Raw genomic sequence first — 26230 nt, forward strand, 5'->3', positions numbered from 1 at the left:
GGAGCACCAGACCGTATGACGACGCCGCGCGCCCGGCTGACCGTCCTCGCCGGACCGACCGCCGTCGGCAAGGGCACCGTGTCCGCCGACCTCCGGGCCCGGTACCCGCAGGTCTGGCTCTCCGTGTCGGCCACGACCCGGTCCCCGCGGCCGGGCGAGGTCGACGGCCTGCACTACCACTTCGTGTCGCCCGAGGAGTTCGACCGGATGGTCGCCGAGGGCGAGCTCCTCGAGTGGGCGGTCGTGCACGGCCGGAACCGCTACGGCACCCCCCGGCGGCCCGTCGAGGAGCGGCTGGCCGCCGGGGAGCCCGCGCTGCTCGAGATCGACCTGCAGGGCGCACGACAGGTCCGGACGACGATGCCCGAGGCCCAGTTCGTGTTCCTCGCCCCGCCGTCGATGGAGGAGCTGGTGCGCCGGCTCGTCGGCCGCGGCACGGAGGACGAGGAGGAGCGGGCGCGTCGGCTCGCGACCGCCGAGGTCGAGATGGCGGCCGAGCCCGAGTTCGACCACGTGGTGGTCAACGACGACGTCCGGCGCGCCACGGACGAGCTGGTCGCGCTGATGGGCCTGCCCGCGGCTGTAGACTGACCGGCAGTCCCCACCCCCTTCGACTACGGGAGCCACCGTGTCCGGAACCGTCGCCGAGCCCATCGGCATCACCGACCCGCCGATCGACCGCCTCCTCGAGCGCGCCGACTCCAAGTACGCGCTGGTCATCTACTCGGCCAAGCGCGCGCGTCAGATCAACGCGTACTACTCGCAGCTGAACGAGGGCCTGCTCGAGTACGTCGGCCCGCTGGTGGAGACGCGCCCGCAGGAGAAGCCGCTGTCCATCGCGATGCGCGAGATCGACGCGGGCCTGCTGACGGTCGCCCCGAACGAGGCCTGAGCCTCCCGCGCTGACGTGCGCATCGTCCTCGGCGTCGCCGGCGGCATCGCCGCGTACAAGGCCGCCCACGTGCTCCGGACGTTCACCGAGGCGGGTCACGACGTCCGCGTCGTGCCCACCCGGGCGGCCCTGGAGTTCGTGGGGCGCGCCACCTGGGAGGCGCTGTCCGGGCACCCGGTGACGTCCGAGGTCTTCGAGGACGTGCCCGAGGTCGCCCACGTGCGCCTCGGGCGCCAGGCCGACCTGGTCGTCGTCGTGCCCGCCACCGCGGACCTGCTGGCCCGCGCGGCCTCGGGGCGCGCCGACGACCTGCTCGCGGCCACGCTGCTCACCGCGACCTGCCCGGTGCTCATGGCCCCGGCCATGCACACCGAGATGTGGCAGCACCCGGCGACCCGCGCCAACGTCGCGACGCTGCGCGAGCGCGGCGTGCACGTGCTCGACCCCGACTCCGGCCGGCTGACCGGCGCCGACAGCGGCCCCGGCCGGCTGCCCGAGCCGGACGCCATCGCCGCGGCCGCGCTCGCGCTGGTCGACCCCGAGGGCAAGCCCCGGCCTCAGGACCTCGCCGGGCGCACCGTCGTCGTGTCGGCGGGCGGGACCCGCGAGCCGCTGGACCCCGTGCGGTTCCTCGGCAACCGGTCCTCCGGGAAGCAGGGCGTCGCCCTCGCGCGGACCGCCCAGGCGCGCGGTGCCCGGGTGACGCTGGTCGCCGCGAACCTCGGCGTCCGCCCGCCGGCGGGCGTGCGTGTCGTCGAGGTCGAGACCACCGCCGAGCTGCAGGACGCCGTGCGCGCCGCCGCCGCGGAGGCCGACGTGGTCGTCATGGCCGCGGCCGTGGCGGACTTCCGGCCCGCCACCGGGTCCGCGCACAAGATCAAGAAGCAGGCGGACGGCTCCGTGCCGCCGCTGGAGCTGGTGCAGAACCCCGACGTGCTCGCCGGGCTGGTCGCCGACCCGCCCCGGGCCGACGGGCGTCGCCAGGTGGTCGTCGGGTTCGCCGCCGAGACGGGCGACGACACGGGCGGCGTGCTCGACCACGGCCGGGCCAAGGCCCGGCGCAAAGGGGCGGACCTGCTCGCGGTGAACGCGGTCGGCGGCGGCCTCGGGTTCGGCGCCGAGCGCAACGCCGTGACGGTCCTGGACGCCCGCGGCGAGGTGGTCGCGACGGCCGAGGGCAGCAAGGACGCGGTCGCCGACGGGCTCTGGGACGCCGTGGTCCGCGTGCTGCCCGCGTGACTCCGGTTGTCCCCGCGCCCCGCTAGCCTGTGCGCATGACCATCGCCGACATGCGCCTCTTCACGTCCGAGTCCGTCACGGAGGGGCACCCGGACAAGGTCTGCGACCAGATCTCCGACTCCATCCTCGACGCGATCCTCGAGCAGGACCCCACCGCCCGCGTGGCGGTCGAGACGATGGTGACCACGGGCCTGGTGCACGTCGCGGGCGAGGTCACGACCACGGCGTACGTCGAGATCCCGCAGATCATCCGGCAGGTCGTCCGGGGCATCGGCTACACGTCCTCCGACATCGGCTTCGACGGTGACTCGTGCGGCGTGTCCGTGTCGATCGGCCAGCAGTCGCCCGACATCGCCCAGGGCGTCGACAAGGCGTGGGAGTCCCGGCAGGACGCGTCCGACCACGACCCGCTCGACCTGCAGGGCGCGGGCGACCAGGGCCTGATGTTCGGCTACGCCTCGGACGACACCGAGAGCCTGCTCCCGCTGCCGATCTGGCTGTCGCACCGGCTCGCGGAGCGCCTCGCGCTCGTCCGCAAGGAGGGCGTGGTCCCGAACCTGCGCCCCGACGGCAAGACCCAGGTCACCGTGGGCTACGACGGCGACCGCGCCGTACGGCTCGACACCGTCGTGCTGTCGACCCAGCACGGCCCGGGCGTGCACCTGGAGACCGAGCTCGCGCCGGCCATCGCCGAGCACGTGGTGGCTCCGGTGCTCGAGGCCGCCGGCCTGGACCTCGACGTCAGCGACTACCGGCTGCTCGTGAACCCGACCGGCCAGTTCGTGGTCGGCGGCCCCCAGGGCGACGCGGGCCTCACCGGCCGCAAGATCATCGTCGACACCTACGGCGGCATGGCCCGGCACGGCGGCGGCGCGTTCTCCGGCAAGGACCCGTCGAAGGTCGACCGCTCTGCCGCGTACGCGATGCGCTGGGTCGCCAAGAACGTCGTCGCCGCGGGGCTGGCCCGCCGCTGCGAGGTCCAGGTCGCGTACGCGATCGGCAAGGCGCACCCCGTCGGCCTGTACGTCGAGACCTTCGGCACCGAGACCGTGCCGGTCGACCGGCTGACCGCGGCGATCCGCGAGGTGTTCGACCTCCGCCCCGCCGCGATCATCCGGGACCTCGACCTGCTGCGGCCGATCTACCGGAAGACCGCCGCGTACGGCCACTTCGGTCGCGACCTGCCCGAGTTCACCTGGGAGCGCACCGACCGCGTGGACGCCCTGCGCTCCGCCCTGTCCTGAGCGACCGCGTGGCGGACGGACCCGACCCGGCGGGGGCCCCCGTGTCCGAGCAGCCGACGCTGCTCGGGCTCGACGCGGTCGGCGCGGCGGGGTCGGCCGGCGGCGCGCGGGGCGCGGGTGCGCGCGGAGCCGGCGCTGCCGCCCGGCCGCGGCGGCGCGCCCGCGCGCGGGACGTCGACGTCGAGCCCGCCACCGACCTGCCCGTGGCGCGGGTCGCCGTCGAGCTCGCGCCCGCGCACCTGGACCGGCCGTTCGAGTACCTCGTGCCGGCGACGCTCGCCGACGCCGCGGTGCCGGGGACGCGGGTCAAGGTGCGGTTCGGGTCGCAGGACGTCGACGGGTACGTGCTCGACCGGACCGCCGAGCCGGAGCACGACGGCGCCCTCGTGCCGCTGCGGCGGGTGGTGTCGCCCGAGGCCGTGCTGACCCCGGCCGTCGGGCGGCTGGCCCGGGCCGTGGCGGACCGGTACGCCGGGACGCTCGCCGACGTGCTCCGGCTCGCGGTGCCGCCCCGGCACGCGCGGACCGAGGGGGAGGTGCCGCCGGCCGGGGCGCCGGGGGGCGGTGCCGCGTCTGCGCCCGGCGGTGCCGTGCCTGCGCCCGGCGGTGCCGTGCCTGCGCCCGGCGGTGCCGTGCCTGCGCCCGGCGGTGCCGCGTCAGCGCCCGATGGTGCCGTGCCTGCGCCTGGCGGTGTTGCGCCTGCGGCCGGCGGCCCCGTCCCCGCGTGGGCGCCCTACCGGGGTGGCCCCGCGTTCCTCGCCCACCTCGCCGCAGGCGGCTCCCCGCGAGCCGCCTGGTCCGCCCTGCCCGGCCCGGCGGGGGAGCGCTGGCCCGACGGCGTCGCCGAGGCCGCCCGGGCCACGCTGGCGAGCGGCCGCGGTGCCCTCGTCGTCGTGCCGGACGCCCGGGACGTCGACCGGGTGTGCGCCGCGCTGGTCGCCGCCGGCGTCCCCGCGTGGACCCCGGACGGCACCGACGCGAGCCACGTGCGGCTCATGGCCGACGACGGCCCGGCCCGCCGGTACCGCGCGTTCCTCGCGGTGCTCCGCGGGCACGCCCGCGTGGTCGTGGGCACCCGGGCCGCGGCGTTCGCCCCCGTCCGTGACCTGGGGCTCGCGGTGTGCTGGGACGACGGCGACGACCTGCACGCCGAGCCGCGCGCGCCGTACCCGCACGTCCGTGAGGTCCTGGGCCTGCGCGCCGAGCTCGAGGGCTGCGGCCTGCTGCTCGCCGCGCACGCCCGCTCCACCGAGGTGCAGGCGCTCGTCGCGTCCGGCTGGGTCCGGCCCGTCGCGGCCGACCGGGACGTCGTGCGCGCCCGGACCCCGCGCGTGCGGGCGCTCACCAGCGTCGAGCTCGCCCGCGAGGGCGCGGCGGCGGCCGCGCGGCTCCCCGGCGAGGCGTGGCGCACGATCCGGGACCGGCTCGCCGACGGGCCGGTGCTCGTCCAGGTGCCGCGGGCGGGCTACCTCCCGGCGGTCGCCTGCGCCCGGTGCCGGGAGGTCGCCCGGTGCGCGCACTGCCACGGGCCGCTGGCGCTGACGTCCGGCGACGGCACGGCGCAGTGCCGGTGGTGCGGCCGCCTGGCGATCGGGTGGCGGTGCGAGGCGTGCGGCAACGGCACGTTCCGGTCCGTCGCCGTCGGCTCCGACCGGACCGCGGAGGAGCTCGGTCGCGCCTTCCCCGGGGTGACGGTGCGGCACTCGGGCGCGCGCTCCGGCGTGCTCGCGGAGGTGCCGGACCGGCCCGCGCTGGTCGTGTCGACCATCGGCGCCGAGCCCGTCGCACCCGGCGGCTACGCCGCGGCGGTGCTGCTGGACGCCGCGGTCACGACGGGGTCCACCTCGCTGCGCGCCACGGAGGACGCGCTGCGCCGCTGGCTCGCCGCGGCCGCGCTCGTCCGGTCGTCCCGGGACGGCGGCGTCGTGCTGCTCGTCGGCGACGGCGCGGAGCGGCCCACGCAGGCGCTCGTGCGCTGGGACCCGGTGGGCCTCGCCGAGCGCGAGCTCGCCGAGCGGGCGGAGGTGCGGCTGCCCCCGGTCGTCCGGGTCGCCGAGCTGGTCGGGACCCGGGAGGTCGTCGCCGCGGTGCTCGCGCGCGTCGAGCTGCCGGAGGGCTCCGACGTGCTCGGTCCGGTGCCGCAGCCCGAACCCCTCGCGCCCGGCACCGCCGCCGTGCAGGAGTCGCTCGACCCGCCCGTCCGCACGCTCGTCCGGGTGCCGGTGGCGCAGGGGCGGGCCCTCGCGCGGTCGCTGGCCGCGTCCCTCGCCGTCCGCAGCGCCCGCCGGGAGGGCGGGACCGTGCGCGTGCGGCTCGACCCGGAGGAGATGCTGTGACCGCCGTCGACGCCGTCGTGTTCGACCTGGGGAACGTCCTGGTGCGCTGGGAGGCCGAGCGGGCCTTCGACGGCGTGCTCGCCGACGCGGAGGTCGAGCGGTTCCTCGCCGACGTCGACTTCCCGGCGCTCAACCTCCGGCAGGACGCCGGCCGGTCCTGGCGGGAGGCCCGCGACGAGGTCGCGCGCACGCACCCGGAGCACGCCGCGACCGTCGACCTGTACGTCGAGCGGTTCGCGCACGCCCTGCCGGGACCGGTGCCGGGCAGCGCCGAGGTCGTCGACGACCTGCGGGCGGCGGGCGTCCGGGTGCTCGGGCTCACGAACTGGTCCGCCGAGACGTACCACCACGGCGAGGCGGTCGCGCCCGTCATCGGACGGCTCGAGGCCGTCGTCGTGTCGGGCCGGGAGGGCGTGGTGAAGCCGGACCCGCGGATCTTCGCGGTGCTCGCCGAACGGCACGGGCTGGAGCCGGCGCGGACGGTGTTCGTCGACGACAGCCCTGCGAACGTCGCGGGCGCCGCGGCGCTGGGGTACCAGGCCGTGCTGTTCACGGGTGCGGCGGCGCTGCGGGGGGACCTCGTCGCGCGCGGGGCGCTGCCGGGCTGACGCGGTGGGCGGCACACCGGCCCGCGGGCGCCGCGGCGCTCTGCTTGGATCGGGGCCATGGCCAGCCGCTACGTGAGCGACAACGTCCGCGCCAACGTCAGCTTCGTCGTCGCCCTCGCGACCGCCGTCGGGGTGCTGGCGATCCGCGGGGACCGGCTCGGGGTCGGCCCCGGCGCGGCGGCGATCACGTTCTACCTCGCCATGTGGCCCGTCTTCACGGGTGTGTACCTGGTGTGGACGCACGTCACCTACGCCCGGCGCGGACCGCGGGGCCTGGTGGCGAGCGCGTGGCGCGAGCGCACCCTCGGGCGGCGGTGGTGGAACCGGCTGCTCGGGTACGGCGGGGCGACGAGCTGGACCATGGCCGCCGCCGTGGTCGCCGTCGCGGTCACGATCCTCATCGCGCAGGACCCCCGCTACCGCGACGACTGGACGTACATCGCGCTCGGGCTGGTCAACGTCGCGTGCTCCTGGGCGCAGATGGTCTACGCGTTCACCCTGCAGTACCTCCGGCTCGACCAGGGGCGGCGCGACGACGGGGAACGGCACCTGACGGTCGACGTCGAGGGGGACCCGCGGTTCGGCGACTACCTCACGCTCGCCGTGCTGCTGTCCGCCATGGCGGCGACGGTGTCGGGGCACATGCGGTCGCGGGCCGCGTGGACGCTGGCGCGCACGCACGTGCTGCTCGCGTTCGCCTTCAACTCCGTGGTCGTGGCGATGATGGTGTCGCTGCTGTTCGGCGGGCTCGGGTCCTGACCCGCGCGGCACTAGGATCGGTGCCCATGCGCCTGCTCTTCGCCGGGACGCCCGCGGTGGCGCTGCCCTCCCTGGACGCCCTGCTCGCCTCCCGCCACGAGGTCGTCGCCGTCCTGACCCGCCCCGACGCCCGCGCGGGCCGCGGCCGGACGCTCACGCCGAGCCCGGTCAAGGAGCGCGCGCTCGAGGCGGGCATCGAGGTGCTGACGCCGGCCACGCTCAAGGACCCCGAGGCGCAGGCGCGGATCGCCGCGATCGCCCCGGACGCCGCGCCCGTCGTGGCGTACGGCAACCTGGTCCCGCCCGCCGTGCTCGGCCTGCCGCGGCTCGGCTGGGTCAACCTGCACTTCTCCGTCCTGCCGGCCTGGCGCGGCGCGGCGCCGGTGCAGCACGCGATCATCGCCGGCGACGAGGTGACCGGGGCGTCGACGTTCCTGCTGGAGGCCGGGCTGGACACCGGGCCCGTGCTCGGCACGCTCACCGAGACCATCCGGCCGCTCGACACCTCGGGCGACCTGCTCGGGCGGCTCGCCGACGCCGGGTCCGACCTGCTGGTGAAGACCCTCGACGCGCTCGAGGACGGCGTCCTCACGCCCGTGCCGCAGCCCGCCGACGGCATCAGCCTCGCGCCGCGGCTCACGACCGACGACGCCCGCGTGCGGTGGCAGCACCCCGCCATGGCCGTCGACCGCCGGGTCCGAGGCTGCACGCCCGCGCCCGGCGCGTGGACCACCCTGCCCGACGGCGCGCGCCTCGGACTCGGCCCGGTGCGTCTCGTGCCCGAGGTGACCGACCTCGCCCCCGGCGCGGTGCGCGTCGGGCGCGGCGAGGTGCTGGTCGGCACCGGCACGCACGCCGTCCGCCTGGGGGAGGTGCGGCCCGCGGGCAAGCGCGCGATGGCCGCGGCCGACTGGGCGCGGGGCGCCCGGCTCGACGAGGGCACCGTGCTCGGCCGGGACGACGCGGCCGGCCAGGGGGTGCAGGCGTGAGCGAGCGGAGCGATCAGGGCGGCGGGGGTCGCCCGGGCGGTCGAGGCGGCCAGGGTGGTCGGCCGGGACCGTCGGGCCAGGGCGGCGAGCGGCGCCGCTCCGAGGAGCAGGGCCAGGGTGGCCGGCACCGCGACGCCGCCGGGCGCCAGCGCCCCGCGTCCCGCCTGGGCCCCCGCGACCGCACCGCCGCCGCGCCGTCCGCGCGCCGCCGGTCGTCCGACCCGGCCCGCACCGCGGCGTTCGACGTCCTGCGCACCGTGGCGGACTCCGACGCCTACGCGAACCTCGTGCTGCCCCCGCTGCTGCGCGAGCGCGGCATCCGGGGCCGCGACGCGGGCTTCGCCACCGAGCTGGCGTACGGCACCCTCCGGCTCCAGGGCCGGTACGACGCGGTCCTGGCCCAGTGCACCGGACGCTCGCTCGACCAGGTCGACCCGCCGGTGCTCGACGCGCTGCGGCTCGGCGCGCACCAGCTGCTCGGCATGCGGGTGCCGCCGCACGCCGCGGTGTCCGAGACCGTCGGGCTCGTGCGCGAGCAGGTCGGCGCGGGGCCCGCGCAGTTCGTGAACGCGGTGCTGCGGGCCGTGTCCCGCGAGCCGCTCGACGTCTGGCTCGAGCGGATCGGGGACGCGGCCGACCCGGCGGGCACCGAGGCCGTGGCCCGGCTGTCGGCCGTCGACAGCCACCCCGCCTGGGTCACCCGCGCGCTGCGCGAGGCCCTGGTCGGCCACGGGCGGCAGGCCGACGAGCTCGGCGCGCTGCTCGCGGCGGACAACGAGGCGCCGCGGGTGTCGCTGGTCGCGCGGCCGGGGCTCGCCGACCGCGACGACCTGCTCGCCGCCGCCGGCCCCGACGCCGCCCCGGGCCGGTGGTCGCCGACCGCGGTCACGCTCGCGGGCGGCGGCGACCCGGCCGGCCTGTCCGCCGTGCGCGCCGGGACCGCGGGCGTGCAGGACGAGGGCAGCCAGCTGGTCGCGCTCGCGCTGGCGGACGCGCCGCTCGACGGCCCCGACGCGCGCTGGCTCGACCTGTGCGCCGGCCCCGGCGGCAAGGCCGCCCTGCTGGCCGCGCTCGCGGGGGAGCGCGGCGCGCGGCTCGTGGCCAACGAGGTGCAGCCGCACCGCGCCCGGCTCGTGCGGCAGGCGGTGTCCGCCGCGCCCGAGGGCGCCGTGGAGGACGTGCGGGTCGGCGACGGCCGCGAGGTCGGCGAGGCCGAGCCCGGCGGCTACGACCGCGTGCTGCTCGACGCCCCGTGCACGGGGCTGGGTGCGCTGCGGCGCCGCCCGGAGTCGCGCTGGCGGCGCACGCCGTCGGACCTGGCCCAGCTCACGGTCCTGCAGCGGGACCTGCTCGGGTCGGCCCTGCGCGCGGTGCGGGTCGGCGGGGTCGTCGCCTACGTCACGTGCTCGCCGGTGCTGGCCGAGACCCGGCTCGCAGTGCTCGACGCCACGCGCGCCGCGCGCAAGGCCGGGCTGGAGGTCGAGGTGCTCGACGCGCCGGCCGTGCTGCACGGCATCGCGCCCGGCCTCGACCTGCCCGAGCGGGAGGACGCGCAGCTCTGGCCGCACGCGCACGGCACCGACGCCATGCACCTCACGCTGCTGCGCCGGACTGCCTGACCACCCCGGTGCCGGGCGACCGGCGGGTCGCGGCGGGCGCCGATACCCTGGGCGGGTGCACGCGCAGATCAGCCCCAGCATCCTGTCCGCCGACTTCACCAACCTCGAGCGCGACCTGCACCGGATCAGCCGGGCCGACTGGGCGCACGTGGACGTCATGGACAACCACTTCGTGCCCAACCTCACGCTCGGGCTGCCGGTCGTGCGGCGGATCATCGAGGTGTCGCCGGTGCCGATCGACGTGCACCTCATGATCGAGGCCGCCGACCGGTGGGCCGTCGACTACGCGCACGCCGGCGCCGCCTCCGTCACTTTCCACGCCGAGGCCGCGCAGGCCGCCGTCCGGCTGGCCCGGGAGATCCGCGCGGCCGGCGCCCGGGCGAGCATCGCGCTGCGGCCGGCGTCGCCCGTCGAGCCGCTGCTGGACCTGCTGCCGGAGTTCGACATGGTGCTCGTCATGACCGTCGAGCCCGGGTTCGGCGGCCAGGCGTTCATCGAGGGCACGCTGCCGAAGATCCGCCGGCTGCGCGCCGCGATCGACGAGCAGGGCGCCGACACGTGGATCCAGGTCGACGGCGGGGTGTCCCGCGACACCGTCGAGACCGTGGCCGCCGCCGGGGCGAACGTCTTCGTCGCCGGGTCCGCGGTCTACGGGGCCGACGACCCGAACGCGGAGATCGACGCGCTGCGCGGCCTGGCGGACGGCGCGCTGGCGCGGCGCTGACGGGCGCAGACCACGACCGGCCATCCGCGGAGGGCGCGATCGGCGCCCTCGCACCGGGCGCCCCGCCGCTGACCCCCGGCCCCGCGCAGGCGGGAATGCCGCGTGTGGCATCATCGTTCGGTAGAACACACACACGTGCTCCGGGGTCGGTGAAAGTCCGAGCCGGCGGTGACAGTCCGCGACCCGCAGACGCCTCACGGCGCGAGCGGTTGACCTGGTGGAACTCCAGGACCGACGGTGAAAGTCCGGATGGGAGGAGTCGTGGCGGCGTGCTCGGCGTGAGCCGGGTGCGCCGTGGACGTCGTGCACCCGTGCGCCGCCCGCACCCCGGAGACCTGTCGGTCGGAGGGAGCGGGAGTGGGCACGCGGACGGCGGTCGAGCCGGCTGAGGTCGAGCGGGACGCGATGGCGCGCGCCCTGGACCTCGCCCGCCGCGGGCCCGCGCACGGGCCGAACCCGCGCGTCGGCTGCGTGCTGCTCGGCCCCGGTGCCCGCGTCCTGGGCGAGGGCTGGCACCGCGGCGCGGGGACCCCGCACGCCGAGGTCGCCGCGCTCGCCGACGCCCGGGCTCGCGGGCACGACGTCCGCGGCGCCACCGCCGTCGTCACGCTCGAACCCTGCGACCACACGGGACGCACCGGACCGTGCTCGGTCGCGCTGCTGGAGGCCGGCGTCGCGCGCGTCGTCGTCGCCGTCCCCGACCCCAACCCGGCCGCCGCCGGGGGAGCCGCGCGGCTGCGCGCCGCCGGCGTCGAGGTGGTGCTCGGCGTCGAGGAGACCGCCGGCCGGGAGCTGCTCGGCCCGTGGCTGCGTGCCGTCGAGCGGGGGCGTCCGCACGTGACGCTCAAGCTCGCCGCCACGCTCGACGGCCGCGTCGCCGCCGCGGACGGGTCGAGCCGGTGGATCACCTCGCCCGAGGCCCGTGCGCACGCGCACGCCCTGCGCGCGGAGGTGGACGCCCTGGTCGTCGGCACCGGCACCGCGCTGACGGACGACCCCGCGCTCACCGCGCGCGCCGCCGACGGGACCCTGGCCGCGCACCAGCCCCTGCGGGTCGTCGTCGGCGAGCGGGACCTGCCGGCCGGCGGGCGGCTCGCCGGCCCGGGCGGCGAGGTGCTGCACCTGCGGACCCGCGAGCCGCGCGCGGCGCTGGCCGCGCTGCACGAGCGCGAGGTCCGCCGGGTGCTCGTCGAGGGCGGGCCCACGCTCGCGGCGGCGTTCCTGCGCGCCGGGGTCGTGGACGAGGTGCACGCGTACCTGGCCCCGGTGCTGCTGGGCGCTGGTCGTCCCGCTGTGGCCGACCTGGGCATCGGGACGATCGGGGACGCGCTGCGGCTGCGGACCCGCGAGGTGCGACAGCTGGGGCCCGACGTGCTCGTCGTGGCCGACGTCGAGGAGGAGGAGCGCTGATGTTCACCGGCATCGTCGAGGAGGTCGGCACCGTGGTGCAGCTGGACCTGGCCCCGGGCGGGACGGGCGGGGCGTGCGGCGACGCCGCCGCCGGGGACGACCGCGACGCGCGGCTCGTGCTGCGCGGCCCGCTGGTCACCTCGGACGCCCGGCACGGCGACTCGATCGCGGTGTCCGGGGTCTGCCTCACCGTCACCGACCTCCCCGGTGACGGCACCTTCGTCGTCGACGTCATGCCGGAGTCGCTGCGGCGCACCGCGCTCGCCGACCTGGCGCCCGGCTCGCCGGTCAACCTCGAGCGCGCCGTGCGCGCCGACGCCCGCCTCGGCGGCCACGTCGTCCAGGGCCACGTCGACGGCGTGGGCACCGTCCGGCGGCGGACGCCGGGCCCACGGTGGGACGAGGTGGAGATCGCGCTCGACCCGGCGCTCGCCCGGTACGTCGCCGAGAAGGGCTCCGTCGCGGTCGCCGGCGTCTCGCTCACCGTGACAGCGGTCGGGCCGGACTGGTTCGGGGTGTCGCTCATCCCGACCACGCTCGCCGAGACGACGCTCGGGGACGCCGCCGTCGGGACCCGGGTGAACCTCGAGGTCGACGTGCTCGCCAAGTACGTCGAGCGGCTGCTGTCCGCCGGCGCGGTCGCCGGGGCCGGCACGACCGCGGGGGTGGCGCGGTGACCGCCGTCGAGCCGATCGCGCTCGGCACCGTCGAGCAGGCCCTCGACGAGCTCCGCGCGGGGCGCCCGGTGCTCGTCGCCGACTCCGAGGACCGCGAGAACGAGGCCGACGTCATCCTGGCCGCCGCGCTCGCCACGCCGGAGTGGGTCGCCTGGACCATCCGGCACTCGTCGGGCTACCTGTGCGCGCCCATGACCGGGGCCCGCGCGGACGCCCTCGACCTGCCGCTGATGGTCCCGCAGAGCCAGGACCCCCGGCGGACCGCGTACACCGTGACCGTCGACGCCGCGCACGGCGTGGCGACCGGCATCTCCGCCGCCGACCGCACGCGCACCCTGCACGTCCTCGCGGACCCCGCGTCGGGCACCGAGGACCTCATCCGTCCCGGGCACGTCCTGCCCCTGCGGGCCGTGCCGGGCGGCGTGCTGCACCGCGCGGGGCACACCGAGGCCGCCGTCGACCTGTGCCGGCTCGCCGGGGTCGAGCCGGTCGCCGCGATCGCCGAGCTCGTGCACGACGACGGCACGATGATGCGGCTGCCCGCCACCGCGGCCCTGGCGCGCGAGCACGGCCTGGTCGTGCTCACCATCGCCGACCTGATCGCGTGGCGCACCGCGCACGACGACCTGCCCGCCGAGCCCGCGCCGGGTGCCGAGGCGGCCGCGGCCGCGCCGGGGCGCCGGGTGCACCGCGCGCACAGCGCCGTCCTGCCGACCCGGCACGGCGACTTCCGGGTGCACGCCTACCGCGACCTGCGGACGGGCGCCGACCACGTCGCGCTGGTCGCCGCGCAGGGCCTCGCCGACCAGCCCGTGGTGCGGGTGCACTCCGAGTGCCTGACCGGGGACGCGTTCGGCTCCGCACGCTGCGACTGCGGCCCGCAGCTCGACGCCGCGCTGGACCTGGCGGCGCGCGAGGGCGGCGCGGTCGTCTACCTGCGCGGGCACGAGGGCCGGGGGATCGGCCTGCTCGCGAAGATCGGCGCCTACTCCCTGCAGGACCAGGGGCGGGACACCGTCGAGGCGAACATCGACCTCGGCTGGCCCGCCGACCGGCGCGAGTACGGCGCCGCCGCGGCGATCCTCGCGGACCTCGGCGCCCGGCGGATCACCCTGCTCACCAACAACCCGGCCAAGGTCGCCGGGCTCACGGCCCACGGCATCGAGGTGGCCGACGTGCGCGGCCTCGAGGTCGGGCGGACCGCGCACAACGAGGCCTACCTGCGCACCAAGGCGCGGGCGATGGGGCACCTGCTGCCCGGCCTCGACGCGCACCCCACCAGCACACCCACCACCCCCACCAGCACACCCACCACCCCCACCAGCACACCCACCACCCCCACCAGCACACCCACCACCCCCACGGGCCCCACCCCCTCGGGCCCGGCCACCACGTCTCGCACGGAGGACGCACGATGAGCGGCAGCGGCGCTCCCACCCTCACCACCGACGGCAGCGGCCTGCGGGTCGCCGTCGTCGCGGCCAGCTGGCACACCACCGTCATGGACGGCCTGCTCGCCGGCTCCCGGCGCGCGCTCGCCGCCGTCGGCGTCACCGACGTCCGCGAGGTGCGCGTGCCCGGCACGTTCGAGCTCCCGGTCGCGGCCGGCCGGCTCGCCCGGTCCGGGGACTACGACGCGGTCGTCGCGCTCGGCGTCGTCATCCGCGGCGGCACCCCGCACTTCGACTACGTCTGCCAGGCCGCGACCTCCGGCCTCACCGACGTCGCCGTGCAGACCGGCGTCCCGGTCGGGTTCGGCGTGCTCACCTGCGACGACGAGGCCCAGGCGCTCGACCGCGCGGGCCTCGAGGGCTCGCACGAGGACAAGGGCGCGGAGGCGGCGGAGGCGGCGGTCGCGACCGTCGTCGCGCTGCGCGGGCTGTGAACGTCCTCGGCTGGCTGTTCGACGCCCAGCTCGTCGTCGCCGGGCACCCCGTCCTCTGGCGGGAGGTGATCGGCAACCTGTTCGGCCTCGCGTCCGCGCTCGGCGGCCTGCGCCGCAAGGTGTGGGCGTGGCCCGTGGGCATCGTCGGCAACGTGCTGCTGTTCACCGTGTTCCTCGGGGGCGTGTTCCACACCCCGCAGGCCCGTGACCTCTACGGTCAGGCGGGCCGGCAGGTGTTCTTCGTCGCCGTCGCGGTCTACGGCTGGGTGCGCTGGTCGCAGGCCCGCCGCGTCGCGCGCGAGCACGGCGACCCCGACGCGCCGGCCGTGGTGCCTCGGTGGGCCGGGCGGTCGGGCTGGATCCAGCTCGGGGTCGTCGGCGTCCTCGGGACCGTCGTGTGCGCCCTGGTCTTCCAGGCCCTCGGGTCGTGGGGGCCGTGGGCGGACGCGTGGATCTTCGTCGGCTCCCTGCTTGCGACCTACGGCATGGCACGCGGCTGGATCGAGTTCTGGCTCATCTGGATCGCCGTCGACGCCGTCGGCGTGCCCCTGCTGCTCAGCGCGGGCTACTACCCGTCGGCGTTCCTGTACCTCGTGTACGCGGGCGTCGTGATCTCGGGCTTCGTCGTCTGGTGGCGGGCACGGCGCGAGTCCGAGCCGCAGCAGGTCACGGCGGCGGCGGGGGTCGAGGGGTGAGCGCCCGGGCGCTGGACGCCGGACCGGGGGAGGGCGTCCGACCGTCTACCCTGGCGGGCGTGAAGACGTTCGACGCGCTGTTCGCTGAGCTCACCGAGAAGGCGGCCACCCGGCCCGCAGGATCGGGCACCGTCAAGGAGCTGGACGCCGGCGTCCATGCGATCGGCAAGAAGATCGTCGAGGAGGCCGCCGAGGTCTGGATGGCCGCCGAGCACGAGGGCGACGCCCGCACCGCCGAGGAGATCTCCCAGCTCCTCTACCACCTGCAGGTGCTCATGGTCGCGAAGGGCCTCACGCTCGAGGACGTGTACGCCCACCTCTGACCGGCCCCGGCCCGCTCGACCCCGCCGCCCCCTGCCACACCTGAACACCCCCGGAGAACCCCCGTGCTGAGGATCGCCGTCCCGAACAAGGGCTCGCTCGCCGAGCCCGCCTCCGACATGCTGCGCGAGGCGGGCTACCGCCAGCGCCGCGACTCCCGCGAGCTCGTCCTGCCCGACGCCGACAACGGCGTCGAGTTCTTCTTCCTGCGCCCCCGCGACATCGCCGTCTACGTCGGCACCGGCACCGTCGACGTCGGCATCACCGGCCGCGACCTGCTGCTCGACTCCGAGTCGCCCGCCACCGAGCACCTGCAGCTCGGCTTCGCCCGGTCGACCTTCCGGTTCGCGACCCAGGCCGGCCAGATGAACGACGTCCGTGAGGTCGCCGGCCGGCGCGTCGCCACGTCGTACCCCGTGCTCGTGGCCGACTACCTGCGCGGCCAGGGCGTCGTGCCGTCCGAGGTCGTCCGGCTGGACGGCGCCGTCGAGACCGCGATCCGGCTCGGCGTGGCCGACGTGATCGCCGACGTCGTCGAGACCGGCACCACCCTGCGCGCGGCCGGCCTCGACGTCTTCGGCGAGCCGATCCTCAGGTCCGAGGCCGTGCTCGTGCGCCGGGCCGACGTCGAGGAGCCCGCCGGTCTCGACGTGCTCACCCGTCGGATCCAGGGCGTGCTGACCGCCCGCGAGTACGTCCTCATGGACTACGACGTGCCGACCGCGCTCGTCGAGCAGGCCGTCGCCATCACCCCCGGCCTCGAGTCTCCGACGGTGTCGCCCCTGCACAACCGCGACTGGTCCGCCGTCCGCGCCATGGTGCGGCGCTCCGAGACCAACCGCGTCATGGACGCGCTGTACGACGTCGGCGCGCGGGCCATCCTCGTCACGTCGATCCACGCCTGCCGGCTCTGACCCGGGGCGACAGGCGATGACGGGGGAGCCGAGGCGAGACTCGGGCGGCAGGCGATGACGGGGGAGTCGGGGCGGGGCCCGGGCGGCGGGGACGGCGGACCGGTCCCGGGCCGCGGCGGCGGTGGTGGTGCGGGCGACGGTTCGCCCGGCGGGGCCGACTCCGGGCGAGGCGGTGGCGACGCCGGCCGGCGGCCCGCGCTCGACGACGTGTTCCGCCCGCGCGCCGCGCGCGTGGTGACCGGCGCGCTGGCCGTCGTCGTCGCCCTGGCGACCGCCCTGCTGATCGTGCTGCTCGCCACCACCGGCGTCGAGGGCTGGTCCACGGCCGACCTCAGCGGGATCGCGCTCGTCGGTCTGGCGATCGTCGGGTTCCTGTGGCGGCAGGCCACCGTCTCCGCCACGCCCACCGCGGAGGGGCTGCGGGTCCGGAACCTCGCGAGCACCCGGACCGTCGCGTGGGGCGAGATCGTCTGGGTGCGGTTCGGCGAGGGCCGGCCGTGGGTCCAGCTGGACCTCGACGACGGGGACACCCTCGCGGTGATGGGCGTGCAGCGCTCCGACGGCGAGCGGGCCCGGCGCGAGGCGAAGCGGCTGGCGACCCTGGTGGCCGTGCGCCAGCGCGCCGACGGGGACGACTAGTTCTCCAGCCGACCCGGCAGGTGGGGGAGCACCGGCACGCCGCACCGGTGTGCGCGTGCGCCGCGCGCCGTGCGCCCGGACCGCGCAGCGGTGCGCCCGCGCCACGCACCGCGCGGCCGGACCGCGCGCTGATGCGACCGCGCCACGCGCCACGCGCCACGCGCCATGCGCCATGCGCCATGCGCCCGGACCGCGCGGCCGCCCCCGCGCGGCCGTCCACGCACCGTGCGCCCGCAGCGCTCGACGAGACGCGTCAGAACGGCGGTGGGTCGTCCTCGGCTCCGCGCCCTGGCGGGGGCGTTCTGGTACTCGGCGGCGGTTGGTGACCCGCGGTGGTCGGCAGTCCGCCGCCCGAGGCGCTTCGCGGCGGGCCGCCAGCGGTGCTCGGCGACTGGCCACCGGCGGTGGTCGGCGACGGCACGCGCGTGCCGCCGGGCGGCGGGGTGCCGCGGGCGCGGCGGGGTCCGGTGAGGTGTTCGGTGGGCTGGCCGGTGCCGGGACGGGTGCGGTAGCGGTGGCCGGTGGGGTCGGTCCAGTCGTGCACCCCGGGTTCGGGTTGGCGCGCGTCGAACCGGGCCTGGTGCTTCGCGCGGTGGTGGCGGGGGCAGGCCGGTCCGAGGTTGGTGTGGCTGGTGGTGCCCGGAGGTCGGGGGTCGTCGGGCGCGGGTGACCAGTCGTCGCTGTGGTCGAGGTCGCACCGGTGTGCGGGCACGGGGCAGCCGGGGAAGGTGCAGGTCCGGTCCCGGAACCTGACGTGGTCGGCGAGGGCGGCGGGCGGCCGGTAGGTCGTGCGTCCGACGTCCAGGACCGAGCCGGACAGGTCGTCGACGACCAGGCGGCGCCAGACGCCGCCCTGGGCGAGGGCGCGTGCGGTCGTGGCGTCGATCGGTCCGTAGCCGGCGAGGTCCGCCGGGGTGTCGTCCTGGCCGATGAGGGAGGACAGCGGGACGGTCACCAGGACGTGGGTGCGCGGGTCGCGCGGCCCGGCGGTCCGGGAGGAGCCCGGGGACGACGCGGACGCAGGGGCGCGGGTGACCCCGGCGTCGATGTCGGCGTCGCCGCAGACCCTGTCACCCACCCCGCCGCGGATCGTCGTGCCGCCGCCGACCTCGCCGTGGGCCGTCGTGCCGCCGCCCACTCCGCCGTGGGTCGTCGTCCCGGCTCGCGCCCGGCCGCCATCCTTCGGCGTCGGCAGGAACCCCGGGACCGCCGCGGGCGAGGTCTCGGCGTCGCTGCCGGTGGCGGGCGGCGCGCCGGTCAGGACGGCGTCGACGAGTCCGTCGGCGCGCAGCTGGTCGAGAGTGCGGGGGTCGCCGCCGGCGCGGGCGGAGCGGGCCGCCTGCTCCAGGGCGGTGTCGATCCCGACCGCGTGCTCGGCGGGCAGCACGACGTGCATCTCAGCCATCTGGTCGGGCAGCGCCCGCGGGTGGGTGACGCGCCGCTGTGCGCGGGCCGCGTCGCGCCGGTCCTGCGCGTGCTCGGGGTCCACGTCGAGCAGGGCGCGCTCGAGGTCGGCCCGGACCTGGCTGACCGTCGAGTGCTCCGCGCGGGGCAGCACGTAGTCCTGCACCGGCTGGGACACCCAGGTCACCTGGTCGGCGAGCCGGGCGGCGATCGCGCGGGCCGCCGGCACGCTGATCCGGCCGGCCCGCAGCGCCTGCCCGGTGGCGGCGAGGTCGCCGGAGAACTCGCTGCCTTCCCGTACGAGGGCGGCGGTGTCCTGAGGTGACCGCTGCAGCCGGGCGGACAGTGCCGTGGCCGCGACCCGCTCGGGGGTGATTCCGGTGCCGCGGCCGGAGCGCGGGTCCGGTCGCGGGGCCATGCCGGGGCGCCGGGCCAGCTCGACCGCGACCGCCGCGAGGTTCGCGTGCACCCACCCGGCCATGCGGGCGAACCCGGCGGCGAGCTCGGCGAGGTCGTAGTCGTCGAGCGAGCGCGGGTCCAGGGCCTCGAGCAGCCGCACCAGCGGGCTCCCGGTCGGGGTGCGGTCGAGCGCCTCCTCCAGCTGCTCGTGCCGCGGCAGGCCGGGGTCGAGGTACTCCGCGACCACGGCGGCCGCGGCCTCGGCCCCGCCCGGGCGCGGGTCCCCGCCCGCGCAGTCGGACCCACCGCCGCACGTGCCGCCGCACCCGCCGCCGCACGCGCCGTCGGACGTGCCGCCGCACCCAGGCCCGCGCACCCTGCGGCCCGGCTCGGCGCCGGGCTCGGGAGCGGGTTCGTGCAGGTCAGCGGGCATGTCACCACCCTACGGACGAGCACTGACACGCCATGTGCCCGGCGTCACGAACCTGGGGACGCGTCGGGTGATCGGCCCTGTGGAGGACTCGGCGTCCGCGCGGCGAGCGGCCGGATCCGCTGCGGCCGCGCCCCGCCCGCGTCCCGCCCGTGTCCCGCTCGCGTCGCGGGGTCTCGGCCGGCCGCGCGGGTCGTGCGGGGGCGGCGCGGGCCGGTCGTGGAGGTCCCGGGTGCTCAGGCCCCGCGCGCCAGCCGCGCCGCGTGCGCGCCGGCAGCGGCGGCCGCGAGGAACGCCGCCGGGTCCTGCGCCAACCCGCGGCCCATCGTCGACAGCCGGACCGGCGACCCGCCGAGCGCAGTGAGCAGGTCGGTGCCCGCCGCCACCTCCACGAGCCGGTGTCGGCCCGCGGGCTCGCCGAGCGACCGGGCCTGGTGGGCGACCCGCCGCCCGACGGCCGCGAGATGGGCGTCGAGGTGCTCCTGGGGGTCGGGCACGCGCAGGCCGGGCTCCCCGCCGTCGTCGGACCCGGCGTCGCCCGCACCCGGCGTCGCCGCCGGCTCGAACACCGGCACCACCACGTCCGCCGGCGCCAGCGCCACCCGCCCGTAGGCCGTCAGCGAGTGGTGCGACACGCCGAGGTGCCGCTCCCGCGCGTCGGCCCCGGACACGCGCAGGGACGCCACGGGGCGCCCGCCGAGGACCGCTGCGGCGTTCACGGCCTCCCCGGCGGCGACGCCCGAGAAGCCCCACCGCGTGCCGGTGCCGAGGTTGCCGGGCCCCTGCGCGACGACGACCACGTCCGCGCCGACGACGTGCCGCGCGGCGAGCAGGGCGGTGTGCAGGGTGACGGCCTCGTGGTCGCCGCCGAACGCCTGCCCGGCGGTGAGGCACGCCTCGATCCACCCGGCGTCGCGCAGCCCCGCGACGGCCATGGAGAACCAGGCGGGCAGGGCGCCGCCGTCGGTCATCACGTAGGCGACGCGCAGCGGCGGCACCCCCGCGCCCGGCCGGGACAGCAGCGCGTCGGCGTACCGGACGCCCGCGACGACGGCCGGCAGGGCGGAGTGCAGGTCGGCGACGACGACGGGCAGGCCCGCGAGGTCGTCGGCGTCGCGCAGGACGTCGTGGTGCGGCGACTCCTGGTCGTCGACCCCGAGCACCATCGTCTGCAGCGGGGTGTACCGCGCCTTGACCAGGTGGCCCGGGCCCGCGGGCGGGTCGGCGGGCAGCCGGTCGGGGGACCCGGGGGCGACGACGAGCGCGTAGCCACCGGTCCCCAGCCCGCGCGCGAGCGCCGACACGTTGAGAAGCACGGTGTCGCCGACGAGCAGGTCGCCGACGAGGGCGGGGTAGGCCAGCGCCCGCACGGTCACGGGGTCGGGCCCGGACACGCCGTCGGCGACGACGACCGTCAGCTCCTGGGCCCCGGGCCACGACCGACCGACCTGCTCCACCGTGCCCGAGCGCCATGTGATCACCAGACCACGCTACCGGCCACTACGGTTGTCCCCGATGCCCGAACAGATCCACCCCGCCGAGCGGCTGCTCAACCTCGTCATCGCCCTGGTGCACACGCCCGGCCGGATGACGAAGGAGCAGATCCGCCGCACGGTCGCGGGCTACGGCGACGCCCCGTCCGACGAGTCGTTCGAGCGGATGTTCGAGCGCGACAAGGACGCGCTGCGCGAGCTCGGCATCCCGGTCGCGACCGTGACGTCGGCGGGGCACGGCGACGACATCGGCTACCGGATCGACCAGGACGCGTACGCGCTGCCGCCGCTGGAGCTGACCTCGGCCGAGCTGGGTGCGCTGTCGCTGGCCGCGGAGTTCTGGCAGGACCGGTCGGTGCGGGCGGACACGTCGCGCGCGCTCACCAAGCTGCGCGCGGTCGGCGCGGGCGCGGGGTCGAGCGACCTCGCGGCCGGGCTCGCCCCGCGGGTACGGGCCGGCGGCGACGCGTTCCCGCCGCTGCTCGACGCGGTGCAGGCGCGGCAGCGGGTCCGGTTCACCTACCGGGCGGCGAGCACGGGCGAGGTGCGCGAGCGGCTCGTGGAGCCGTGGCGCCTCGTGGCGCGCCGCGGCGGGTGGTTCCTGGTCGGCTTCGACGTGGACCGCGACGGCACGCGCTCGTTCCGGCTCAGCCGGATCGAGGGCCGGGTCCGCGCGGTCGGCGCGGCGGGGGCGTTCGACGCGCCGACGCCGGAGCAGACCGAGGCCGCGCTGCTGTCCTGGGACGTCCGCGACGAGCGCACGGCAGTGCTGGCGCTGCGGGCCGAGCGCGCGGAGGCGCTCCGGGCGCGCGGCGAGCCTGCCGACCTGCCGGCCGACGCCGCGCCGGAGCTGCGGGCCGCCGTCGCGGACCGCGACCTCGTGCGCGTGGCCTACCGCGCGACGTGGGAGCTCGCGGAGGAGGTGGCGGGGTACGGCGACGCCGTGCTGGTCGCGGACCCGCCCGAGCTGCGCGACGCCGTGCTCGGGCTGCTGCGGGTCGCCGCGACGCTCGACGGGGGAGACGCCGGCCCCACCACCACGGGCGCCGAGCCCACCACCACCGGCGCCGAGCCCGGCACCACCGACACCGAGGAGCCCCGCCGTGGCTGAGCGCGCGAGCGAGCGGCTGCTGCGCCTGCTCGGGATGATCGGCTACCTCGACCGCAACGACGGCGTGTCCGTCGAGCAGCTGGCCGAGCACTTCGGGGTGACCCCGTCGCAGGTGATGGCGGACGTCGACACGCTCTGGATGAGCGGGACGCCCGGCTACTACCCGCACGACCTCATCGACTTCGACGCGGACTCCTACGACCGCGGCGAGATCCGGCTGACGGAGTCCCGCGGCATGACCCGCCCGCTGCGCCTCGGCACCCGTGAGGCGGTGACGCTGCTCGCGGCGCTGCGCGCGATGGTCGCGGACCTCGGCCCGACCCTCGACCCGGAGCAGGTGGAGGTGCTGCGCTCGACGCTGGCCAAGCTGACGGCGGCGACCGGGGAGGCCGCGGGCGCGGTCGACGTGCGGCTGGCGGTCGACGGCCGGCCGGAGGTGGTCGCGCAGATCCGGCGGGCGCTGGCGACGGGCCGCCGGCTGCGGATCCGGTACGTGAACGCCTCCGACGTGACCAGCGACCGCGACGTGGACCCGCTGCGGATGACGACGAGCGACGAGCGGTCGTACCTGCAGGCGTGGTGCCTGCGGGCGGGCGACGAGCGGCTGTTCCGCCTGGACCGTGTGCTCGCGGCGGAGGTGCTGGACGTCCCGGCGGAGCCGCACCCCGGTGCCGGCCGCGGGGCGACGGCGGAGTTCCGGTTCGACCTCGAGGGCGACGTGGCGACGCTGCACCTGCGCAGCACGGGCCGCTGGGTCGCGGAGACGGTCCCGGTCGAGGACGTGCGCAACCTGCCGGACGGGTCGTTCGAGGTGGACGTGCGCGTCGGCCAGCGGGCGTTCCTGCGCAGCCTCCTGCTCCAGGCCGCCGACGACGTGCTGGGGGTGCGCCCGCCGGAGGTCGCGCGCGACGTGGCGACCCGGGCCCGGGCGGCGCTCGCCGCGTACGGCCCGCTGGCCGGCCCTCCCGATCCCTCGCCCGCCGAGCCCACGCCCGCCGCGGGCTGACGGGATAGGTTGGCCCGATGGTCTGGGTGGTCGTGTGGTCGGTGCTGGTCGTCGGCACCCTGGTCGGCGCGTTCTTCCTCGGCCGCGACCTGTGGCGCCGGTTCCGCGCGCTCGTCGCCGAGCTGCGGGAGGCGTCCGAGGTGCTCGGGCAGCTCGCGGAGCACGCATCGACGCTCGCCGAGCAGGCGCAGGAGGCCGAGCGCGCCGCGCGCGCCGCCCGGGAGGCCGCGCTGCTGCCGGATCCCGACGAGGCGCGGGACCGCTGGGCGGTGCTCCGCGAGCAGGCGCACGAGCGCCGGGAGCGCCGGCGCGAGCGCGACCGCCGGACCCGCGAGGGCTGGCGCGCCTACACGCGCTGACCCCCGCGCGCGCCCCGCGCCGCACGCGCCGCACCCGCCCCGCGACCGGTTCACCCGCACCGGGGGTGGTGCCGGTTAGGATCGACGGGTCAACGTCTCCCGTCCGACAGGAACGTCATGAACGCCCTGAAGCCCTGGCACATCGGTGTGCTGCTCGTCGTGATCCTCCTGCTGTTCGGGGCGCGACGGCTGCCGGACCTGGCGAAGTCCGTGGGCGAGTCCCTGCGCATCTTCAAGCGGGAGGTCAAGGACCTGTCGGAGGACGAGCCGCGCACCGCGCCCGCGCCGCCCCCGACGGCCGACCCGGCCCCGCCGCTCGCGCAGGGCCCCGTCGTCAACCCCGCCCCGTCCGCGGCGCCCGCGCCCTCGCTCGACCAGCCCGGCCACCAGCCTCCGGCGAGCGGCAGCACCACCCCCAGCGCCTGATCCGTGGCGCGCAAGAGGCGGCCCGACCCCGAGGGCCGGATGCCCCTGCGCGAGCACCTGCTCGAGCTGAGGAAGCGGCTGTTCCTGGCCGCGATCGGGCTGGCGGTCGGCGCGGTGGCCGGCTGGTTCCTGTACGAGCCGGTGTTCGAGCTGCTCCAGCAGCCGCTGCTCGACACGGCGGCGGGTCGCGACGGCAGGGTGTCGGTGAACTTCGCCGGCCTGGCCAGCGCGTTCGACATGCAGATCAAGGTGGCGCTGTTCCTCGGCGTCATCGTGTCGAGCCCGTGGTGGCTGTACCAGCTGTGGGCGTTCATCACGCCCGGCCTGACCCGCCGGGAGAAGCGGTCGGCCGTCGGGTTCCTCGCGGCCTCGGTGCCGCTGTTCCTGGCCGGCGCGGGCCTGTCGGCCTGGACGCTGCCGACCGCGGTCAAGGTGCTGACGGACTTCACGCCGGAGGGCGCCTCGAACTTCATCGACGCGCAGGCCTACCTGAGCTTCGTCATGCGGTTCGTCCTGGCGTTCGGCCTGGCGTTCGTGCTGCCGGTGGTCATGGTGTGCATCAACCTGGTCGGCCTGGTCCGCGCGAGCACGTGGGCCAAGGGCTGGCGGTGGGCGGTGCTGCTCGCGTTCGTGTTCGCCGCGGTGATGACGCCGACGCCGGACGCGATCACGATGATCGTCATGGCCCTGCCCATCTGCGGGCTGTACTTCGCGGCGCTGGGCGTGTGCGTCCTGCACGACCGGCGCGCGGACAAGCGGCTGGCAGAGGCCGAGCACGCCCGGGGCGCCGAGGGCCTCGGCGGCACCAGCACCGGCACCGCGGACGGGACGCTCGCCACGTGAGCCACCTCGGGGTGGTGGTGAACCCCGTGGCGGGCAAGGGGCGCGGGACCGGTGTGGGTGCGGCGGTGCTGGACGCGCTGCGCCGCCGCGGGCACCGGGTCGAGGACCTGACCGCCCGGGACCTGCGCACCGCGACGGCGCACGCGCGCCGCGCGGCGGTGGCGGGGCTCGACGCGCTCGTGGTGGTCGGCGGCGACGGCCTGGTGCACCTGGGCGCGAACGTCGTGGCCGAGACGGACCTGCCGCTGGGCATCGTCGCGGGCGGCACGGGCAACGACGTGGCGCGCGCCCTCGGGCTGCCCCGCGGGGACGTCGCGGCGTCGGTCGCGGCGATCGAGCGCGCGCTGCTGACGGGGCCCCGCACGATCGACGCGGTCCGGGTGGGTTCGCCCGCTCAGGCCGCCCGCGAGTGGTACCTGGGCGCGCTGTCCTGCGGCATCGACGCGGCCGTGAACGCGCGCGCCAACGCGCTCGCCTGGCCGCGGGGCTCCGCCCGCTACGTGCGCGCGCTCGTGCCCGAGCTGCGGGCGTTCCGCCCGTACGGCTACCGGCTCACCACGGACGAGGGCGTCTGGGAGTCGGCGGGCACCGTGGTCGTCGCGGCCAACGGCCCGTGGATCGGCGGGGGCATCCGGATCGCCCCGGACGCGCGCCTGGACGACGGGCTGCTCGACGTCGTCGTGGCCGGCCCGTTCAGCCGGGCCGGCGTCGTCCGGATCTTCCCCGGCATGTACGCCGGCCGGCACGTGCGGCACCCGCAGGTGCAGGTGATCCGCAGCCGCCGCGTGCTCGTGGAGCCCGCGCCGCACCTCGGTGGGACGCCGCCCGAGGCGCACGCCGACGGCGAACGGATCGGCGCGCTGCCGCTGCTCGCGGAGGTCGTGCCGGGCGCAGTCCGGGTGCTGGCGGCCGACCCGACCTAGGGTGGGGCGCGTGGCACGACGCAGCACGGCACGCACCCCCGAGCCCGACGAGCTGTCCCCGGCCGAGCGGTACGCCGCCGCGCGGCGCCGGGCGCAGGCCGAGAAGAGCGAGCTCGCCCGGTTCCGGCAGCTCCTGGACTTCCCGCTCGACGACTTCCAGGTCGAGTCCTGCGAGGCGGTGGAGCGCGGCAGCGGCGTGCTCGTCGCGGCGCCCACCGGCGCGGGCAAGACCGTCGTCGGCGAGTTCGCCGTGCACCTGGCGCTCGCCACGGGCAGGAAGGCGTTCTACACGACGCCGATCAAGGCCCTGTCGAACCAGAAGTACCACGACCTGGTCCGCCGGTACGGGGCGGAGCAGGTCGGCCTGCTGACCGGCGACACCACCCAGAACGGCGAGGCGCCGGTGGTCGTGATGACGACCGAGGTGCTGCGCAACATGCTCTACGCCGGGTCGAGCACGCTCGACGGGCTCGGGTTCGTCGTGATGGACGAGGTGCACTACCTCGCCGACCGGTTCCGCGGCCCGGTGTGGGAGGAGGTGATCATCCACCTGCCCGACGACGTGCAGCTGGTGTCGCTGTCCGCCACCGTGTCGAACGCGGAGGAGTTCGGCGACTGGCTGCGCACCGTCCGCGGCGACACCGCCGTGGTCGTGAGCGAGCACCGGCCCGTGCCGCTCGGCCAGCACGTGCTGGTCCGGGACGACCTGCTCGACCTGTATGCCGGCCACGTGGACCCGACGGCGCCTGGGAAGAACCCGCCGATCAACCCCGAGCTCGCGCACCTGCTGCGCCGGGCGGAGCGCGCGTCGGACGCGCCGCACCGCGGGCGCCGGGGCGCGGGCGACCGCGGGTTCCGCGGCCCGGGCGGCCGGCGGCCGGGCGG

The 26230-nt window shown here is 77.2% G+C and carries 27 protein-coding genes and 1 riboswitch; of the genes, 25 read left to right on the top strand and 2 right to left on the bottom strand.

Annotated features, from left to right (window positions below; all coding sequences use genetic code 11):
• Positions 1–15 precede the first annotated feature (15 nt).
• From gmk to KVT14_RS08875, 18 genes are all read left to right on the top strand, one after another.
• On the top strand, positions 16–591 hold the full coding sequence (gene gmk, locus KVT14_RS08790) for a guanylate kinase (RefSeq protein ID WP_166937672.1): 576 nt from the start codon (positions 16–18) through the stop codon (positions 589–591).
• A gap of 37 nt (positions 592–628) precedes the next feature.
• A complete protein-coding gene (gene rpoZ / locus KVT14_RS08795) occupies positions 629–892 on the top strand; it encodes a DNA-directed RNA polymerase subunit omega (protein WP_147793607.1) in 264 nt (87 codons plus the stop codon).
• A 15-nt stretch (positions 893–907) separates the two neighbouring features.
• The gene (gene coaBC / locus KVT14_RS08800; RefSeq protein ID WP_217615309.1) at positions 908–2131 is read left to right on the top strand and encodes a bifunctional phosphopantothenoylcysteine decarboxylase/phosphopantothenate--cysteine ligase CoaBC; all 1224 of its coding nucleotides are present in this window, start codon (positions 908–910) and stop codon (positions 2129–2131) included.
• Positions 2132–2166: 35 nt separating this feature from the next.
• Complete coding sequence (gene metK / locus KVT14_RS08805) at positions 2167–3375, top strand: methionine adenosyltransferase (RefSeq protein ID WP_217615310.1); 1209 nt, start codon at positions 2167–2169, stop codon at positions 3373–3375.
• 41 nt (positions 3376–3416) lie between these two features.
• Entirely contained in the window at positions 3417–5711 is a 2295-nt protein-coding gene (locus KVT14_RS08810; RefSeq protein ID WP_308160981.1) for a primosomal protein N', read from the top strand.
• Entirely contained in the window at positions 5708–6319 is a 612-nt protein-coding gene (locus KVT14_RS08815; RefSeq protein WP_217615311.1) for an HAD family phosphatase, read from the top strand. Before KVT14_RS08810 ends, KVT14_RS08815 begins: the two co-directional genes overlap by 4 nt.
• A gap of 57 nt (positions 6320–6376) precedes the next feature.
• Positions 6377–7078 (top strand): DUF1345 domain-containing protein, encoded by a 702-nt coding sequence (locus KVT14_RS08820; RefSeq protein ID WP_217615312.1) that lies wholly within the window; start codon positions 6377–6379, stop codon positions 7076–7078.
• Positions 7079–7104: 26 nt separating this feature from the next.
• On the top strand, positions 7105–8067 hold the full coding sequence (gene fmt / locus KVT14_RS08825; RefSeq protein WP_217615313.1) for a methionyl-tRNA formyltransferase: 963 nt from the start codon (positions 7105–7107) through the stop codon (positions 8065–8067).
• On the top strand, positions 8064–9686 hold the full coding sequence (locus KVT14_RS08830; protein ID WP_217615314.1) for an RsmB/NOP family class I SAM-dependent RNA methyltransferase: 1623 nt from the start codon (positions 8064–8066) through the stop codon (positions 9684–9686). Before fmt ends, KVT14_RS08830 begins: the two co-directional genes overlap by 4 nt.
• 55 nt (positions 9687–9741) lie before the next feature.
• The gene (gene rpe, locus KVT14_RS08835; RefSeq protein ID WP_217615315.1) at positions 9742–10410 is read left to right on the top strand and encodes a ribulose-phosphate 3-epimerase; all 669 of its coding nucleotides are present in this window, start codon (positions 9742–9744) and stop codon (positions 10408–10410) included.
• 131 nt (positions 10411–10541) lie between these two features.
• A riboswitch (FMN riboswitch) is annotated at positions 10542–10675 on the top strand.
• A 140-nt stretch (positions 10676–10815) separates the two neighbouring features.
• Entirely contained in the window at positions 10816–11820 is a 1005-nt protein-coding gene (gene ribD / locus KVT14_RS08840) for a bifunctional diaminohydroxyphosphoribosylaminopyrimidine deaminase/5-amino-6-(5-phosphoribosylamino)uracil reductase RibD (RefSeq protein WP_217615334.1), read from the top strand.
• On the top strand, positions 11820–12497 hold the full coding sequence (locus KVT14_RS08845; RefSeq protein ID WP_217615316.1) for a riboflavin synthase: 678 nt from the start codon (positions 11820–11822) through the stop codon (positions 12495–12497). Before ribD ends, KVT14_RS08845 begins: the two co-directional genes overlap by 1 nt.
• Positions 12494–13915, top strand: coding sequence for a 3,4-dihydroxy-2-butanone-4-phosphate synthase (gene ribB / locus KVT14_RS08850; protein WP_308160982.1), 1422 nt, complete (start codon positions 12494–12496; stop codon positions 13913–13915). Before KVT14_RS08845 ends, ribB begins: the two co-directional genes overlap by 4 nt.
• The gene (gene ribH, locus KVT14_RS08855; RefSeq protein WP_217615317.1) at positions 13912–14382 is read left to right on the top strand and encodes a 6,7-dimethyl-8-ribityllumazine synthase; all 471 of its coding nucleotides are present in this window, start codon (positions 13912–13914) and stop codon (positions 14380–14382) included. Before ribB ends, ribH begins: the two co-directional genes overlap by 4 nt.
• Entirely contained in the window at positions 14379–15077 is a 699-nt protein-coding gene (pnuC, locus tag KVT14_RS08860) for a nicotinamide riboside transporter PnuC (RefSeq protein WP_217615318.1), read from the top strand. The genes ribH and pnuC overlap by 4 nt, the downstream gene beginning before the upstream one ends.
• A gap of 59 nt (positions 15078–15136) precedes the next feature.
• Complete coding sequence (locus tag KVT14_RS08865) at positions 15137–15400, top strand: phosphoribosyl-ATP diphosphatase (protein WP_166943152.1); 264 nt, start codon at positions 15137–15139, stop codon at positions 15398–15400.
• A 63-nt stretch (positions 15401–15463) separates the two neighbouring features.
• Positions 15464–16312: an ATP phosphoribosyltransferase gene (hisG, locus tag KVT14_RS08870; RefSeq protein ID WP_217615319.1), complete on the top strand. Its 849-nt coding sequence runs from the start codon at positions 15464–15466 to the stop codon at positions 16310–16312.
• A 54-nt stretch (positions 16313–16366) separates the two neighbouring features.
• Positions 16367–16951: a PH domain-containing protein gene (locus KVT14_RS08875; protein WP_217615320.1), complete on the top strand. Its 585-nt coding sequence runs from the start codon at positions 16367–16369 to the stop codon at positions 16949–16951.
• Positions 16952–17204: 253 nt separating this feature from the next.
• Here KVT14_RS08875 and KVT14_RS23135 read toward each other — a convergent pair whose 3' ends face one another.
• Positions 17205–19187 (bottom strand): HNH endonuclease signature motif containing protein, encoded by a 1983-nt coding sequence (locus tag KVT14_RS23135; RefSeq protein ID WP_217615321.1) that lies wholly within the window; start codon positions 19185–19187, stop codon positions 17205–17207.
• 233 nt (positions 19188–19420) lie between these two features.
• A complete protein-coding gene (locus KVT14_RS08885; protein ID WP_217615322.1) occupies positions 19421–20665 on the bottom strand; it encodes a DUF3866 family protein in 1245 nt (414 codons plus the stop codon).
• A gap of 34 nt (positions 20666–20699) precedes the next feature.
• On the opposite strand from KVT14_RS08885, the gene KVT14_RS08890 reads away from it, so the two are divergent.
• The 7 genes from KVT14_RS08890 to KVT14_RS08920 all read left to right on the top strand — a co-directional run.
• Positions 20700–21788 (top strand): YafY family protein, encoded by a 1089-nt coding sequence (locus tag KVT14_RS08890; protein WP_217615323.1) that lies wholly within the window; start codon positions 20700–20702, stop codon positions 21786–21788.
• Positions 21781–22794: a YafY family protein gene (locus KVT14_RS08895; protein ID WP_217615324.1), complete on the top strand. Its 1014-nt coding sequence runs from the start codon at positions 21781–21783 to the stop codon at positions 22792–22794. The genes KVT14_RS08890 and KVT14_RS08895 overlap by 8 nt, the downstream gene beginning before the upstream one ends.
• A 17-nt stretch (positions 22795–22811) precedes the next feature.
• Positions 22812–23153 carry a hypothetical protein gene (locus tag KVT14_RS08900; RefSeq protein WP_147793587.1) on the top strand — a complete coding sequence of 114 codons (342 nt, stop codon included), beginning with the start codon at positions 22812–22814 and terminating at the stop codon, positions 23151–23153.
• Positions 23154–23270: 117 nt separating this feature from the next.
• On the top strand, positions 23271–23579 hold the full coding sequence (gene tatA, locus KVT14_RS08905) for a Sec-independent protein translocase subunit TatA (protein ID WP_147793586.1): 309 nt from the start codon (positions 23271–23273) through the stop codon (positions 23577–23579).
• A gap of 39 nt (positions 23580–23618) precedes the next feature.
• Positions 23619–24422 (top strand): twin-arginine translocase subunit TatC, encoded by an 804-nt coding sequence (gene tatC / locus KVT14_RS08910; RefSeq protein ID WP_217615336.1) that lies wholly within the window; start codon positions 23619–23621, stop codon positions 24420–24422.
• Positions 24419–25345: a diacylglycerol kinase family protein gene (locus tag KVT14_RS23430; RefSeq protein ID WP_217615325.1), complete on the top strand. Its 927-nt coding sequence runs from the start codon at positions 24419–24421 to the stop codon at positions 25343–25345. The genes tatC and KVT14_RS23430 overlap by 4 nt, the downstream gene beginning before the upstream one ends.
• A 10-nt stretch (positions 25346–25355) precedes the next feature.
• A partial coding sequence (locus KVT14_RS08920) for a DEAD/DEAH box helicase (RefSeq protein WP_217615326.1) occupies positions 25356–26230 on the top strand: 875 nt, incomplete at its 3' end.

It is taken from the genome of Cellulomonas sp. GbtcB1, assembly GCF_019091725.1.
Lineage (GTDB): Bacteria > Actinomycetota > Actinomycetes > Actinomycetales > Cellulomonadaceae > Cellulomonas.

Coding starts and splice junctions, on each gene's coding strand:
- ribH (WP_217615317.1), top strand. CDS start 13,912: ATGAGCGGCAGCGGCGCTCCCACCCTCACCACCGACGGCAGCGGCCTG.
- tatA (WP_147793586.1), top strand. CDS start 23,271: ATGAACGCCCTGAAGCCCTGGCACATCGGTGTGCTGCTCGTCGTGATC.
- KVT14_RS08845 (WP_217615316.1), top strand. CDS start 11,820: ATGTTCACCGGCATCGTCGAGGAGGTCGGCACCGTGGTGCAGCTGGAC.
- fmt (WP_217615313.1), top strand. CDS start 7,105: ATGCGCCTGCTCTTCGCCGGGACGCCCGCGGTGGCGCTGCCCTCCCTG.
- ribD (WP_217615334.1), top strand. CDS start 10,816: ATGGCGCGCGCCCTGGACCTCGCCCGCCGCGGGCCCGCGCACGGGCCG.
- KVT14_RS08900 (WP_147793587.1), top strand. CDS start 22,812: ATGGTCTGGGTGGTCGTGTGGTCGGTGCTGGTCGTCGGCACCCTGGTC.
- gmk (WP_166937672.1), top strand. CDS start 16: ATGACGACGCCGCGCGCCCGGCTGACCGTCCTCGCCGGACCGACCGCC.
- KVT14_RS08820 (WP_217615312.1), top strand. CDS start 6,377: ATGGCCAGCCGCTACGTGAGCGACAACGTCCGCGCCAACGTCAGCTTC.
- tatC (WP_217615336.1), top strand. CDS start 23,619: ATGCCCCTGCGCGAGCACCTGCTCGAGCTGAGGAAGCGGCTGTTCCTG.
- KVT14_RS08875 (WP_217615320.1), top strand. CDS start 16,367: ATGACGGGGGAGTCGGGGCGGGGCCCGGGCGGCGGGGACGGCGGACCG.
- KVT14_RS08890 (WP_217615323.1), top strand. CDS start 20,700: ATGCCCGAACAGATCCACCCCGCCGAGCGGCTGCTCAACCTCGTCATC.
- KVT14_RS23135 (WP_217615321.1), bottom strand. CDS start 19,187: ATGCCCGCTGACCTGCACGAACCCGCTCCCGAGCCCGGCGCCGAGCCG.
- metK (WP_217615310.1), top strand. CDS start 2,167: ATGACCATCGCCGACATGCGCCTCTTCACGTCCGAGTCCGTCACGGAG.